The sequence below is a fragment of the Demequina litoralis genome (genome assembly GCF_030418455.1).
In the GTDB taxonomy this organism is placed as follows: Bacteria; Actinomycetota; Actinomycetes; order Actinomycetales; family Demequinaceae; genus Demequina; species Demequina litoralis.
This window is the reverse complement of record NZ_JAUHPW010000008.1, coordinates 22,328-36,660: the sequence shown is the minus strand read 5'-3', so window position 1 is coordinate 36,660 and position 14,333 is coordinate 22,328. Positions and strand designations below refer to the sequence as shown.

Annotated in this window: 10 protein-coding genes; 8 read left to right on the top strand and 2 right to left on the bottom strand. The window is 71.5% G+C overall.

Features of this window, described 5'->3' with window-relative positions:
* Positions 1 to 194: 194 nt before the first annotated feature.
* From QQX09_RS10675 to QQX09_RS10640, 8 genes are all read left to right on the top strand, one after another.
* Complete coding sequence (locus tag QQX09_RS10675) at positions 195 to 1,721, top strand: ABC transporter substrate-binding protein (RefSeq protein WP_301134464.1); 1,527 nt, start codon at positions 195 to 197, stop codon at positions 1,719 to 1,721.
* Between the two features lie 38 nt (positions 1,722 to 1,759).
* A complete protein-coding gene (locus QQX09_RS10670) occupies positions 1,760 to 2,704 on the top strand; it encodes an ABC transporter permease (RefSeq protein ID WP_301134461.1) in 945 nt (314 codons plus the stop codon).
* On the top strand, positions 2,701 to 4,632 hold the full coding sequence (locus tag QQX09_RS10665) for a dipeptide/oligopeptide/nickel ABC transporter permease/ATP-binding protein (RefSeq protein ID WP_301134458.1): 1,932 nt from the start codon (positions 2,701 to 2,703) through the stop codon (positions 4,630 to 4,632). Before QQX09_RS10670 ends, QQX09_RS10665 begins: the two co-directional genes overlap by 4 nt.
* An 8-nt stretch (positions 4,633 to 4,640) precedes the next feature.
* Positions 4,641 to 5,651: an ATP-binding cassette domain-containing protein gene (locus tag QQX09_RS10660; RefSeq protein ID WP_301134454.1), complete on the top strand. Its 1,011-nt coding sequence runs from the start codon at positions 4,641 to 4,643 to the stop codon at positions 5,649 to 5,651.
* A gap of 14 nt (positions 5,652 to 5,665) precedes the next feature.
* A complete protein-coding gene (locus QQX09_RS10655; protein ID WP_301134450.1) occupies positions 5,666 to 6,964 on the top strand; it encodes a DUF3500 domain-containing protein in 1,299 nt (432 codons plus the stop codon).
* 864 nt (positions 6,965 to 7,828) lie between these two features.
* Positions 7,829 to 8,875 carry an ABC transporter permease gene (locus tag QQX09_RS10650; RefSeq protein WP_301134448.1) on the top strand — a complete coding sequence of 349 codons (1,047 nt, stop codon included), beginning with the start codon at positions 7,829 to 7,831 and terminating at the stop codon, positions 8,873 to 8,875.
* A gap of 84 nt (positions 8,876 to 8,959) precedes the next feature.
* Positions 8,960 to 10,144, top strand: coding sequence for a sugar ABC transporter substrate-binding protein (locus QQX09_RS10645; RefSeq protein WP_301134446.1), 1,185 nt, complete (start codon positions 8,960 to 8,962; stop codon positions 10,142 to 10,144).
* Positions 10,141 to 11,748 carry a sugar ABC transporter ATP-binding protein gene (locus tag QQX09_RS10640; protein ID WP_301134443.1) on the top strand — a complete coding sequence of 536 codons (1,608 nt, stop codon included), beginning with the start codon at positions 10,141 to 10,143 and terminating at the stop codon, positions 11,746 to 11,748. The genes QQX09_RS10645 and QQX09_RS10640 overlap by 4 nt, the downstream gene beginning before the upstream one ends.
* 303 nt (positions 11,749 to 12,051) lie before the next feature.
* Here QQX09_RS10640 and purU read toward each other — a convergent pair whose 3' ends face one another.
* Both purU and QQX09_RS10630 read right to left on the bottom strand, forming a co-directional pair.
* A complete protein-coding gene (gene purU, locus QQX09_RS10635) occupies positions 12,052 to 12,960 on the bottom strand; it encodes a formyltetrahydrofolate deformylase (RefSeq protein WP_301134441.1) in 909 nt (302 codons plus the stop codon).
* On the bottom strand, positions 12,957 to 14,291 hold the full coding sequence (locus QQX09_RS10630; RefSeq protein WP_301134439.1) for an aminomethyl transferase family protein: 1,335 nt from the start codon (positions 14,289 to 14,291) through the stop codon (positions 12,957 to 12,959). The genes purU and QQX09_RS10630 overlap by 4 nt, the downstream gene beginning before the upstream one ends.
* Positions 14,292 to 14,333: the final 42 nt, after the last annotated feature.

Here is a 14,333-nt window from a genome sequence, read left to right as displayed (position 1 = left end):
CGCATACGATTTCGCACACGAGGCCGTTCCCGGACTTCGACCACCGACCGACATCGCAGTCGTTGATCGGTGGGACCGCGATGACGGGGACGGTCGCGGGGGAGATGCGCACCCCGGCGCATCGGATTCGCAACGGAGCGAAGACGGGAGCAGCAGTGAAGACCTATCAGACCACTCGCTTTGCGAGGGCCGCCGTGCCTGCGGCGATCCTCGCCCTGACGCTCGCCGCGTGCAGCGGCGGCGACGAGGAGGCCGCGGAGTCGGCCGAGCCGACCACCGCCACCGAGACCTCCGACGCCAGCGGCCAGGTCGCCGGCTCGGTCCTCCGGGTCAACTGGGGAGGCTTCCCCGAGAGCTGGGCGCCCGGCGCCGAGATCGAGCCCGGCTACATGCGGGTGCCCTACGAGAACCTCACGCAACTGGTCGACAACGAGGTCCAGCCCATGCTGGCGGCGTCGTGGGAGCAGACCGACGAGGCGCTCACCCTGACCCTGCAGGAGGGCGTGACGTTCCACGATGGCACGCCGTTCGACGCGGAGGCGGTCAAGGTCAACCTCGAGGCCGTCAAGAACACGCCCGGGCCGTACGCCGGCCCGTTCCAGGTGATCGACTCGATCGACGTGGTCGACGACCTCACGGTCACGTTGAACCTGTCCCAGCCCACGCCGTCCATGCTGACCACGCTGTCGACGCGAAACGCGCCGATGGTGAGCCCGGCCGCGATCGAGGCCGGCACCATCGGGCAGGCGCCGGTGGGCACCGGCCCGTGGGCCTACGACGAGGCGGCCTCGGTGGCCGGCACGCGCATGACGTTCGCGGCGTTCGCCGACTACTGGGGCGAGGCGCCCGGCTTCGAGACGGTGCAGCTGTTCGCGATCACCGAGGACAACGCCGCCACGACCGCGATGGTCAACGGCGAGATCGACGTCACGGACACCGAGCTCGACCAGCTCTCCACGTTCGAGTCGTCGGGCAACTTCGAGATCGTCCAGTACCCGGCCATCCGCAACAACCCGCTGTTCTTCGACCGCGGCCCCGGCGGCATGTTCGAGGACATCGAGGTGCGCCAGGCGGCCTGCTACGCGCTCGACACCCAGGTGGTCGTCGACCTCGAGGGCGATGTCGAGTCGCGCACGCAGTTCTTCGCCGAGGGGGAGCAGGGCTACAACCCCGACATCGAGGGCTACTCGCACGACCTCGCGATGGCGGAGGAGCTCTACTCGTCCGCCGGCAGCCCCGCGGTCGAGGGCGACTGGCTGTCGACCGTGTTCAACACGCGTCAGATCCAGGTCTACGCGGACCAGATGGGCGAGCTCGGCTTCAACCTCACGGTCCAGGAGGCCCCGCCGCCGCAGTACTTCACCGAGTGGAACGCGGGCGCGTACCCGATCGGCCTCGGCTCGCAGGACGAGCTCACGCCGTACGACTGGTACTCGTCCTGGTTCGCGGCGGACGCCCCCGGCAACCCGTCCGGCGTGGAGTCCGATGCGCTGAAGGCGGCGGCCGATGCGGCGATCGCGGCGGGCACCGGCGACGAGGCGGACGCCCTGTGGGCCGAGGTCACCAAGATCATCTCCGAGGAGGCGCTCACGTGCGCGCACATCGTCTCGCAGGAGCAGATCGCGATCAACGCGGACACGGTCTCGGGTGCGGACGTGCCCAGCCAGCCGTACGAGACGGTGCTCATCAACTACCGCGACCTGCGGCCCGCGGGCTCCTGACGCCCGCCATCTGAAGATCATCTAGGAGAGTCGTTTCGATGGGGAAGCTCGTCCTCTACCGGCTGGGGTTCGCGTTGCCGCAGCTGCTCGTCGTGTCGGTCATCGTGTTCTCGCTGACCTACCTGGTGCCCGGCAGCCCGGCCGCCGCGATCCTCGGGATCTCGGCCACGCCGGAGTCGATCGCCCAGGTCGAGGCACAGCTGGGGCTCGACAGGCCGGCACCGGAGAGGTTCGTCGAATGGTTCGGCGGGCTGCTCCACGGCGACCTGGGGACGGCGTACCGCTCCGGGCTGCCGGTGACGGACATGCTCGCGCAGCGCCTCCCCGCGACCCTCTCGATGATCTTCGGCGGGCTGCTCGTCGCGATCGTGGTCGGGGTGGGTGTCGGTGTCATCACCGGCACCCGCCCCGGCACCACCACGGACCGGGTGCTCACCGGCGGCACCGTCTTCGGGATCGCGATCCCGGAGTTCTGGCTCGGCATGATCCTCACCACGGTGTTCGCCGCGTGGCTGGGATGGCTGCCGATCGTCGGCTGGGTGCCGTTCAGCGAGAACCCCCTGCTGTGGGCGCGCGGCCTCATCCTCCCGTCGCTCACGCTCGGCCTCACGGGCGGCGCGATCATCGCCCGCCAGACGCGCGCCGCGATGGTGAAGTCCCTCGCGTCGCCCTACACGGACACCCTCGCCGCCGCCGGCGTGCCGCGCTGGAAGATCCTCTACCGCTACGGCGTCAAGAACGCGATGGTGCCGGTGCTGGCGGCGACCGGCGTCACGTTCGCGATCATGATCGGCGTCAGCTTCGTCATCGAGAAGGTGTTCTCCTTCCCCGGACTCGGGAGCCTCATGCTCACCAGCGTCATCGGCCAGGACTTCCCGCTGGTGCAGGGCGTGGTCCTGCTCACCGCGACCCTGGTGATCGCGGTCAACCTGCTCATCGACATCGGCTACGGCCTCATCAACCCCCAGGCGAGGCCCGCATGACCGTCTCGACAGTCGGCCCCGCCGCCGCGACCACCCCGGCGGCCAAGCAGGCCGCCGGACCCCGGCAGGCCTGGAGGCGCCTCCGCCACCAGCCGCTCACCCTCGCCGCGATCCTCACGGTCGCGCTCATCGTCGTCATCGCGGTCTTCGCGCCGGTGCTCGCGCCGTACGCGCCCGACGACACCGACTTCTCGAACGTCCTCTCCGGGCCCACCGCTGCGCATCCGCTCGGCACCGACGACCTCGGTCACGACGTCCTCAGCCAGCTCATCTTCGCGGCGCGCACCGCGCTGCTGGTCGCCGGCGGCTCGGTCCTCGTCGCGATGCTCATCGGCGTGCCGTTCGGGCTCATCCTCGGCTACAAGGGCGGCTGGTACGACCGCCTCGGCTCGCGCGTCATGGACCTCGCGGACGCGTTCCCCGGCATCATGATCGGCTTCGTCGTCATCGCGATCCTGGGCCGCGGCGTATGGATCCTTATCTTCGCGATCGGCCTCATCTTCTCGATGAACTTCGGGCGCATGGTCCGCGCGATCACGCTCGCCGAACGCAAGAAGCTCTACGTCGAGTCCGCGCATGTCAGCGGGCTCAGGAACCGGCAGATCATCTTCGGCCAGGTGCTGCCCAACCTCGCCGGCCCGCTGGCCGTGCAGGCGGCGGTGTTCCTCGGCAACGCGATCAAGGTCGAGGCGGCGCTGTCGTTCCTCGCGCTCGGCCTGCCCGACGACCAGCCCTCGTGGGGCGGCATGCTCCGCACGGCCGCCGAGCACCAGGTCGACCACCCGCTGATGGCGCTGCCGCCCGGCATCGCGATCGTCGTGACGGTGCTCGCCTTCAACCTCCTCGGCGACGGCATCAACGATGCGCTCTCGGGCGCGCGCTCGACCCGCAAGGCGCGCAAGGCCTCCCGCAAGGCCGCCCGCCTCGCCGCCTCCACGCTCGCCGAGGTCGAGCAGGCGCGGCTCGACGCCGAGGCCCGCGAGCAGGTGCCGTCCACGCGGGACGATGCGCCGGTCCCCGTCGCATCGTCCGTCGCCACCCGCGAGGCGTTGGTGACCACCGCCGCCCACCCCGAGCCGGTGCTGTCCGTCCGGGGCGTGTCGATCGTCGCCGACCGGCCCGACGGGGAGGTGGTGCCGCTCGTGAGCGACGTCTCGCTCACCGTGGGCCGCGGCGAGGTGCTGGGCCTGCTGGGCGAGTCCGGGTCCGGCAAGTCGATGCTCGCGAAGTCGATCCTGGGGCTGCTGCCCCCGGGCGTGCGCGTCGACAGCGGCTCCGTGACGCTCGCCGGCGACGAGCTCGTGGGCCGCGACGAGCGCGGCATGCGGGCCATCCGCGGCAAGAAGCTCGGCGTCGTGTTCCAGAACCCGCAGGCGAACCTGTCGCCCGTGCACACGGTGGGCCACCAGCTCGTCGACCCGCTGCGCGTCCACCACGGGATGTCCAAGGCGGCCGCCCGCGACCGCGCGGCCGAGCTGCTCGACATGGTGGGCGTGAAGGACGCGGCCGGCCGGCTCAGCCAGTACCCGTACCAGTTCTCCGGCGGCATGGCCCAGCGCGTCGCGATCGCGATCGCGCTGGCCGGCGAGCCCGACGTCCTCATCCTCGACGAGGCGACCTCCGCGCTCGACGTCACCACGCAGAGCCAGGTGCTCGACCTGGTGCTCGACCTGCGCGAGTCGCTCGGCATGGCGGTGGTCAACATCACGCACGACCTCGGCGTCGCGGCGGAGTCCTGCGACCGGGTCGCGATCCTCTATCACGGCGAGCTGCTCGAGGTGAACGACGTGTTCTCGCTGTTCGAGAACCCCCACCACCCGTACACGGCCGCGCTGCTCGCGGCCCACCCGACGGCCGACCGCGAGGTCGACCGCCTGCCCACGCTCGCGGACTTTGTGACCGCGGACGGCGAATGGATCGTGAGGTGAACCCCGGCATGAGCCCCGACCGGACGGACTCCCGCCCCCTGCTCGACGTGCGCGACCTCGACGTCGCGTACGAGGTGAGCGGCTCGTCGTGGCGCCGCACCACCACCACGGTGGTCAAGGGCGTGAGCTTCCACATCGACGCGGGGGAGACCTACGGGCTCGTGGGCGAGTCCGGGTCGGGCAAGTCCACCACGGGGCGCGCGATCCTGCGCCTCGCCGAGGTCGCCGGCGGCACCATCGAGTTCGATGGCACGGACCTCGCGACGCTCGGCGAGCGCACGCCGCTGAGCTACCGGCGGGACGTGCAGGCGGTCTACCAGGACCCCGCCGGCTCGCTCAACCCGCGCCACCACGTGGGCCGCGCCGTCACGGATGCGCTCAAGCGCCACGGGACGGGCGACCGTGCCGAGCGGCAGGACCGCGCGCGGGAGGCCTTCGCGCAGGTGGGCCTGACGGACGCGCACCTGTCGCGCTTCCCGAGCGAGATGTCCGGCGGTCAGCTCCAGCGCGTCGCGATCGCGCGCGCCCTGGTGCTCGAGCCGCGGCTCGTCATCTGCGACGAGGCGGTGAGCGCGCTCGACCTGTCGACGCAGAGCCAGATCATCAACCTGCTCATGGACCTCCAGCAGGCCTCCGGCGTGAGCTACCTCTTCATCACGCACGACCTGGGCGTGGTGCGTCACATGGCGCACCGGCTCGGCGTGCTGCGCAAGGGCGAGCTCATCGAGCAGGGCGACACGTCCGCCGTGTTCGCCGACCCGCAGCACGAGTACACGCGGTCGCTGCTCGCGGCGAGCCCGTCCTCGCATCCTGAGGGACGCGAGCAGCGCCGCGCGGACCGCCTCGCGCGGCGCCGTGGCGCGGCGCAGGCCTCGGAGGGCGCGGGCGGCACCGCCGCCTCGGCGAGCCCGACGGCGCCGGCGGCCGCCGCATCGTCCCCCGCGCGTCCCGCGACCGCGGACATGCGCCAGGCGGGGCCCACGCGGCCCATGGTCGCGCGGCCGGAGGGCCGCGCCTGAGACAAGGAGCAGGCATGACGATGGAGCAGGATCGCGATCTCGACGGCTCGTTCTCGTCCGCGCGCGTCACCACGCGCGAGGATGCCGTCACCCTCACCCAGGGCACGTACCGCGACTTCCTCTACGACCTCGACGACGACAAGCTCGCGCCCTGGCGCGGGCTGGGCTACGCGGAGTTCTCGCGCCGCAAGCGCGAGCCCGACTTCGTCCAGGACCTGCTCGGCTCGTGGAGGGACCTCTACGACGAGCCGTTCGTCGGCATCACCGCCGGCGGCCACGTGCGCGAGGGCGTCTGGCCGCTCGGCGAGGTGCGCCCGAACGCCGACGAGCCCGTGCGGGCCGCCCGCCGTCTGCTCTCCACGCTGAGCGAGAACGACCAGGCCGCGATCGCGTACCCGCTCGACGCGCCCGAGTGGCGCGCGTGGTCCAACCCCGAGTTCGTCATCCATCAGGTGGGCGTCCGGCTCGAGGAGCTGTCCGAGGAGTCGGTGCAGGCGGCGTTCGCGCTCATGGAGGCCTCGCTCAGCCCGCAGGGCTACGCGCGGGCCCGGGAGGCGATGGGCCTCAACGGCTACCTCGGCGAGCTCACCGGCCTGCCGGCGCTCATGAACGACCGCTCGTACTGGATCTCCGTGTACGGCCGGCCCTCGGTCGCCGAGCCGTGGGGCTGGCAGCTCTTCGGCCACCACCTCGCGCTCAACGTCGCGTTCGTGGGCGGCCGCGAGGTGATCGCGCCCGTCTTCATCGGCGCGGAGCCCGCGCTGTCCGACGGCGAGCGGCCGCCGCTGTTCGAGGCCCGCGAGGCGCTCGCGGTCGAGCTCGCGTCCTCGCTGTCGGAGGTGCAGCGCGAGGAGGCCGTCGTGTACGCGACGGTGCTCGACCCGGCCATGCCCGAGGACCGCCTGCACCCCGCCGACGAGAGGCACGTCGCCGGCGCCTTCCGCGACAACCGCATCGTCCCCTACGAGGGGATCCGCGCGGACCGGCTGTCGACCGCGCAGCGCGCGCTGCTGCGGGGGATCGTCGAGGACTTCCTGCTGCTCCTGCCCGACGACCAGCGGGCCCTCGCGCTCGCGGACGTCGAGGCGCACCTCGCGGAGACCCACCTGGCCTGGTACGGCGCTACCGACGGATCGCAGCCGTTCTACCTGCGCATCCACGGGCCGTCGTTCCTGGGCGAGCTCGACCACCACGCGGGCGTGTGGCTGTCGAACCGGGTGCCGCAGCGCTTCCACGTGCACACCACGCTGCGCCTGCCCAACGGCAACGACTACGGCAAGGCGTACATCCGCCAGGCCCGCACCGCTCGTTGAGGCCCGCTCGCTCGCGCGTTCCCAGCACCTCGGGTGCCTTGCGGCGTCCGCGTGGGGCGGGCTCGGGGGTCTCGCGGCGTCCGCGTGGGGCGGGCTCGGGGGTCTCGCGGCGTCCGCGTGGGGCGCGCGCGGGCTCCTCGCCGCGTCCCCGCTGGGCGCGCGCGGGCTCCTCGCCGCGTCCCCGTCGGGCGCGCTCAGGTGTATGTCGTGTTCGCAAATTTCAGGAATCGCTTGAACAGCCCTGCGGGCAACCGGTTCCGCGAGCCGATTCAGGGGGCTGTTCAAGCCTGAGCTGAAATACGCGGAAGCGATGTGTGAGTTCGCGCGCCGCCACGCCCGAGCTCCGACGCGCCCACGCGCCGGGGGCTTCGGAGCCGCAGCTCCCCGCATCCCCCCACGCGCCCGGGGCCCTCAAAGAAGCAACTTCCCGCACGCCGCGCGCCCTGAGGTGCTCAGTGCCCGTTCCGGCCGATCCCGGGCACTGAGCACCTCTCAGGGAGCGGAAGCGGAAGCCGAGGGGCGCCGGGTGCGACGCGGCAGAAGCCTCACCGCATCGCGTGCGGTAGCACGCCTGTGCGCCTCCGCGGGAGGGATCGCGCGCGATCTCAGGGGCTCTCGCAGCCTGTGCAGCCATCCTCGGGCGCGCCGTCGCGCCCGTGTGCGGGCCCTGACTGGGGGGATGTTGCCGAACTGGGACCAAAGTCTCTCGACGACCCTCTAGTTTTCAGTTGCCTGTTCACATACGATGACGTACACGGAGTTGCGCACGGCAATGAGGTCGGCGCCCGGCTCCAGGGCTCGACACACCGGCCGCACATCGAGGTGCGGGGATCGCAAAGGCGCGACGAACGGAGCAGCTGCAGCATGACGGACACGTCCACCACCGAGGCGCCGCGGGGCGCCGAGGTCGCCGACACGGCGGCCGAGCACGAATCGAACGCCACGCGGCGACGCCTGCCGTCGTGGCTCGTGGGCGGCCGCGGGCCGGCCCGCTACGCGGTGATCGCCGTCTGGGCGGCGATGACCCTCCTCTACGCCGCGCTGCTGCCCGAGACGTTCGCCAACGCGGGCACCTTCGCCACGATCTTCGGCAGCCAGCAGGCGCTCGTCTTCCTGGCGGCCGGCCTGCTGTGCACCATCATCGTCGGCGAATTCGTCGACATGTCGCTCGCCTCGAACTTCGGGCTCTCCGCGACGCTGGTCGCGGTGCTCACCGTCACCCACGGGTGGAACGTGTGGGTGGCGGCGCTCATCGCGATCGCGGCCTCGACCTTCGTCGGGGTGGTCAACGGCTGGCTCGTCGTCAAGGTGGGGGTCAACACCATCGTGGTGACGCTGGGCATGGGAACGTTCCTCACCGGCATCGCGCTGTGGGCGGCGAACCTCACCACGGTCGCGGGCCTCCCGATCGCGTTCTCCAAGATCGCGCTGTTCAAGGTCTTCGGCCTGCCGCTCAGCTTCTACCTGGGCCTGCTGCTGATGCTCGGGTTCTTCTACATCCTGGAGTTCACGCCGCTGGGCCGGAACATGCGCTTCGTCGGCGCGAACCGCGAGGTCAGCCGCCTCGCGGGGGTGCCCGTGACCCGCATCCGCTTCCTCGCCTTCGTGTCCGGCGGCGCGATCGCGGGTGTGGGCGGCGTGCTGACCGCGGCGGCCTCCGGGGGCTACGACCCGGCCGTGTCCCACAGCTACCTGCTGCCGATGTTCGCGGCGACCTTCCTCGGTACCGCGATCCTCCAGCCCGGGCGCTTCAACCCGCTCGGCACGTGGATCGCCGTGTACTTCCTGGCGACGGGCGTGCTGGGCCTCCAGCTGCTCGGCGGCACCACCTGGGTGTCCTCCGTCTTCTACGGAGGCGTGCTCGTGATCGCCGTCACCATCTCGACGGTCCTCCACCGGAGGTCCCGCTGAGCCGTGCGCCCCGCGCGCACCAGTCCACCATCCACCCACGAGCGCAGTCCTGATTGTCAACGAAGCCAAGAAGGAGTCCCACCCATGAAGTCCCCGGTCACCACCACACGCGGCCTGCGCCGCGCCGGGATCGCGAGCGTGTTCGCGCTCGCGTCCCTCACCCTCGCGGCGTGCGCGAGCGACACCGACGCCGGTGCCGAGGCCCCGTCCGAGACCGCCGAGGCCACCACGAGCGCCGAGTCGACCGCATCGGCCGAGTCCTCGCTCGCCGACGTGATGAAGGCACAGGACGCGTACGAGATCCCGTCCGAGCCGATCGACGCGAGCTCGCTCGCGGGCACCACCGTCTACTACATCCCCGTCACCGCCCAGGCGCCGCAGTTCGCCGCCATGGGCGTCGAGGTCACCGCCGCGCTCGGCACCGTCGGCATCGACGTCCAGGTCTGCGACGGCCAGGGCAACCCGTCCGCGATCGCCAAGTGCTTCACCCAGGCGGTCAACGCCGACGCGGACGCGATCCTCGCGGACGCGATCGCCTACGGCTTCGCGATGAACTCCGTGGAGGAGGCACGCTCGGCCGGCGTGCCGGTCATCATCGGCAACCAGGTCGCGGACCCGTCGATCACGCTGGACGACACGCTCGGCTGGATCGAGGGCCCGTCCTCGGGCATGACGGCCGACATGCTCACGTGGGCGGCCGAGGACTCGGGCGGTGAGGCGCACATCCTCATCAACATGAGCACCGACGGCACCACGCCCAAGGCGTACGTCGACACGGCCACCGAGGCGCTCGCCGAGAGCTGCCCCGCGTGCGTCGTCACCATCAACGGCGTCACCACCGCGAGCTTCGACCTGGTGGCCTCGTCGACCTCGGCCGCGCTGCTCAAGGACCCGTCGATCGACTACGTGTTCCCGCAGTTCGAGCAGTTCCTGCAGGTCACGGCGGGCGGTGTGCAGTCCGCCGGTCGTGACGACGTCACGCTCATGACGGGCTCGGCCCAGATCGGCGCGCTGCAGGAGCTCGAGACCGGCGGCCAGCTCCGCGCCGTCCAGGGCGTCGCCTCGTTCTACCAGGCGTGGGTCTACAGCGACGCGGCGATGCGCATGGCGCTCGGCATGGAGCTGCCCGAGTACACGATCCCGTACCGCATCTTCACCGCCGACACGATGGACGATGTGCAGGTCACCGAGGAGGCCCAGGCCAGCGGCGAGTGGTACGGCCCGACCACCTTCAAGGACGACTTCAAGGCGCTGTGGGGAGCGCAGTGACCGTGACGCGTCACGAGGGGGTGCGGGCGGCGACGCCCGCACCCCCGGCCCCGCGCCTGTCGGTGAGCGCGCTCGACAAGACCTTCGGGTCCAACCGCGTGCTCACCGACGTCACCTTCGACGTCGCGCCGGGGGAGATCCATGCGCTCGTGGGCCAGAACGGCTCGGGCAAGTCGACCGTCGCGAAGATCCTCACGGGCCTCTACACGCCGGACCCCGGCGCGCAGGTCGCGATCGACGGCGTCCCGCTGCAGCTGCCTGTGACCCCGCAGGAGTCGCGCGAGCGCGGCATGGCGGTGGTGCACCAGAGCCTCGGGCTCGTCGACGAGTTCACCGTCCTCGAGAACCTCCGCGTGGGGCGCCTCACCGGCTCCCGCCTCACGCGCCGCATCGACTGGGCGCGCGAGCGCGAGGCCGCGGCGGCGGTGTTCGCGCGCGTCGGCCGTCAGGTGCCCCTCGACGTCCCCGTCGGCACGCTGCTCGAGGAGGACCGTGCCACCGTCGCGATCGCCCGTGCCCTCCAGGACGCGCAGGCGGGCGCCGGCCTCATCGTCTTCGACGAGTCGACCCGCGCGCTCAGCCGGCGGGCCCTCGAGCACTTCTTCGGCATCCTCGACGAGATCGTCGCGACCGGCACCGCGGTGCTGATGATCACGCACCGCCTCGAGGAGGTGGTCGCCGCGGCCGACCGCGTCACCATCCTCCGCGACGGCCGCTCGGTCGTCTCCGGCCACGAGGTGCGTGGCATGACGGAGGCCGAGCTGACCTCCCTCATCCTCGGCCGCAACCTCGGCGACCTCGACTCGCGCGAGCGGCTCGTGCCGGCGGACGATGCGCCGCGTGTCACGGTCGTCGGCGTCGCCGGCCTCGGGGTCGCCGAGGCGTCCTTCGAGGTCCGCCAGGGGGAGATCGTGGGCCTCACGGGCGTCGGCGGCTCGGGCTACGACGACGTGCCGTACCTCCTCGCCGGCGTGAGCCCCGCGCGCGCGGGCACCGTCTCGCTCCCGGGCCGCGACCTCGCGCTCGCGGGCCTGCGCCCCGCCGATGCGATCGCCGCCGGCATGGCGCTGGTGCCCGAGGGTCGCGAGCACGCGGGCCTCGCGATGACCGAGTCCGTCGCCGAGAACATCGCCTTCGCGCAGACGTCGCGCGCGCGCCGCCCGCTCGCACCCATGCCGCGCCGCAACGAGCTCGCGCTGGTGGGGGAGTGGATCGACAGGCTCGGGGTGGTGCCCAACCTGCCCCAGGCGCCGGTCAATACCTACTCGGGCGGCAACCAGCAGAAGGTGTTCGTCGCGAAGTGGCTCGCCACCGACCCGGACCTCCTGCTGCTTCACGAGCCCACCCAGGCCGTCGACGTCGGCGCGCGCCACACCATCGTCGAGGCGATCCACGAGATGGCAGCCTCGGGGATGTTCGTGCTGGTCGCCGGCTCGGACGAGAACGAGCTCGCGCTGCTGTGCGATCGCGTGCTCGTGTTCGAGGAGGGGCGGATCGCGCGCGAGCTCTCGGGCCAGGTCACGCCCGACGACATCGTCGAGGCCATCTACGCGGGCGGCTCGCGCGGCGCGCTGCGTGCTCGTCGCGATACCGGCGCCGCCTGACCCCTCCCGCCCACCAGGCGTCCGCGCCTACCACCGCCCTCTCGCCGCGCGTCCGTCGGGCGCGCTCGAGTGCATGTCGTGCTCGCGAATTTCAGGAGTCGCTTGAACAGCCCCGCGGGCAACCGGTTCCGCGAGCCGTTGCGCGGGGCTGTTCAAGCCTGAGCTGAAATACGCGGAAGCGATGTGTGAGTTCGCGCGCCGACACGCGCGAGCGCGCACACGCCCCCGTGGCCCGCCGCGCCCGGCACGCAGAAGGGGGACGATGCGCGGGCCGGAACCCGCGCATCGTCCCCCTGGCCGTGCCTAGAAGACGATGGTCTCCCGGTCGGAGCGGACGATGCGGTCCTCGCAGTGCCAGCGCACTGCGCGCGAGAGCACCGCGCGCTCGACGTCCGCGCCGCGGCTCTGGAGGTCCTCCGCCGTCTCCGCGTGGGTCACGCGGACCACGTCCTGCTCGATGATCGGCCCCTCGTCGAGGTCCGGCGTGACGTAGTGCGCCGTCGCGCCGATGAGCTTGACGCCCCGCTCCTTGGCCTTCTTGTACGGCCCTGCGCCGATGAACGCCGGCAGGAACGAGTGGTGGATGTTGATGACCGGCACGCCGACCTTCTCGAGGAAGTCCTCGGAAAGGATCTGCATGTAGCGCGCGAGCACTACGAGGTCCACGTTGCCCTGGAGGAGCTTGAGGATCTCCGCCTCGGCCGCGGACTTGTCCGGGCCCTGCGACGGCACGTGGACGAACGGCACGCCGAAGCCGCGCACGTCGTCCGCCACCGTCGCGTGGTTGCCGATCACCATGGGCACCGTCATCGGGATCTCGCCGCGGCGCTGGCGCCACAGGAGGTCGAGGACGCAATGGTCGGAGGTCGAGGTGAGGATCGCGACGCGCTTGAGCGCCGAGCGGTTGGTGAGCCGCCAGCCCAGGCCCAGGCGGCCCCCGATCTCGGCCTCGAGGCGCTCGTTGACCGAGTCCCACGCGCCGGCCAGGCCGTCGAGGTGGAACACGGTGCGCTGGTAGAAGCGGCCGCCGTCCGGGTCGTCGGAGTACTGGTCGAGCGTCACGATGTTCGCGCCGAGCCCGGAGAGCACGCTCGAGATCGCGGACACCAGGCCCGGACGGTCGGGGCCGTCGACCAGCAGGACGGCCTGGTCCTCGGTGACCGCCGCCGCGCGCGCCCGTGCCGGGCGAGTCGCGACCGCCGCGGGGCTCATGCGTTCACCCGGTACTTGGTCCGCGCGTACTCGTCGTACGGCGACGGCTGGACGGTGGCGCGGATCCGGTCGAAGCCGAGGTCCGCGTCCGGCTCCGCGTAGCGGCCGGGGTGCTCGCCGAGGACGATCTCGACCTCGGAGCCCGGCTCGGCCTGGAACTCGTCCACGAGCGACAGCGACAGGATCTTGCCCACCGGCGCGATGTTCGCGGAGTAGAAGGTCACGCCGGCGAGGCCGTGCGCGTTCTCGATGCGGTAGCGGCCGTAGCTGAGGAAGTAGCCCGGGTCGCCGCCGAACACGCGGGCCACGTCCTCCTCGTTCCACTCGAGCGTGACGCGGGTGCGCTTGGGGGCGTCCTTCGCGGCGAGCAGCGCGTCGCGGCCGATGAAGTCGTGGTTGAACGAGATCGAGCGGCCGTAGCCGAGCTCCCACGGCGAGGTGTAGTAGTCCTCGATGTCGGGGGAGTAGAAGGAGCCGTGCATCGGCTTCTTGCCCTCGTAGCTGAAGGCGCTCTGCCACCGGCGGTAGTCCTCGAGCTCGGGCGCGGTGTAGACCGCCGGGGTCGGGGTGGGGATCCAGCCGCTCTCGACGCCGTTGGTGAAGTACGCCATGCCGCCCACGTGGGTGATGCCGAACGCCTCGCCGGCGCCCATGAGGGCGTCCTTGACCGCGTCGTAGTCCGCGTACGAGCCGATGAACTCGTAGCCCGCCTGGCCGGCCATGCCGTGGCGCAGCGCGCGCACGGGGCGGCCGTCGAGCTCGACGAGCTGCGAGTGGAAGAACTTGGTCTCCGGCAGCGGGCCGCCGAAGGCCTTCTCCACGAGGTCGAGCGCGTAGCGGCCCTGGATCTGGAAGCGGAAGTACCACGGGTCGCCGCCCTGGCGCACGGCCGAGTCGGCGTTCGTCGCCATCTCGACGTCGTAGCCGCCCTTCTGCGCGTGATACGTCACCCAGCTCTGCGAGGCCGGCACGCCGGAGAGCACGAAGCGCTCCTCGGACTCCTTGAGCAGGATGCCGTCCGTGATGATGTTGCCGTCCTCGGCGACCGGGATGAACTGCTTGGCCTGGCCGATCTCGAAGCGCTCGATGTTGTTCGCGCTGACGTCGGACAGGAGGCGCTTGGCGTCGGGGCCGACGATCGTCGTGTCGGACATGTGGAAGGACAGGTCGGACAGCGCCACGCCGGAGCGCCACGCCTCCTGCTCCTCGGCCCAGCCCACGTGCTCGGGCTGGACCACGGGGACCTTCCAGGTGACCTTGCTGGGCTTCCAGATCAGGTCGACCGCGTTGCCGGCCTGGTCGATGGCGTCCTGAAGGGAGGGTGCGGACATGGTGGGGACTCCTCGTCGTTGAGAAAGGGGTGGTGCAGGCGG

What these genes read in the sequence shown, in the direction of transcription:
- QQX09_RS10650 (WP_301134448.1), top strand. Translation starts at nt 7,829, where the DNA reads ATGACGGACACGTCCACCACCGAGGCGCCGCGGGGCGCCGAGGTCGCC.
- QQX09_RS10645 (WP_301134446.1), top strand. Translation starts at nt 8,960, where the DNA reads ATGAAGTCCCCGGTCACCACCACACGCGGCCTGCGCCGCGCCGGGATC.
- QQX09_RS10665 (WP_301134458.1), top strand. Translation starts at nt 2,701, where the DNA reads ATGACCGTCTCGACAGTCGGCCCCGCCGCCGCGACCACCCCGGCGGCC.
- QQX09_RS10630 (WP_301134439.1), bottom strand. Translation starts at nt 14,291, where the DNA reads ATGTCCGCACCCTCCCTTCAGGACGCCATCGACCAGGCCGGCAACGCG.
- QQX09_RS10660 (WP_301134454.1), top strand. Translation starts at nt 4,641, where the DNA reads ATGAGCCCCGACCGGACGGACTCCCGCCCCCTGCTCGACGTGCGCGAC.
- QQX09_RS10670 (WP_301134461.1), top strand. Translation starts at nt 1,760, where the DNA reads ATGGGGAAGCTCGTCCTCTACCGGCTGGGGTTCGCGTTGCCGCAGCTG.
- QQX09_RS10655 (WP_301134450.1), top strand. Translation starts at nt 5,666, where the DNA reads ATGACGATGGAGCAGGATCGCGATCTCGACGGCTCGTTCTCGTCCGCG.
- purU (WP_301134441.1), bottom strand. Translation starts at nt 12,960, where the DNA reads ATGAGCCCCGCGGCGGTCGCGACTCGCCCGGCACGGGCGCGCGCGGCG.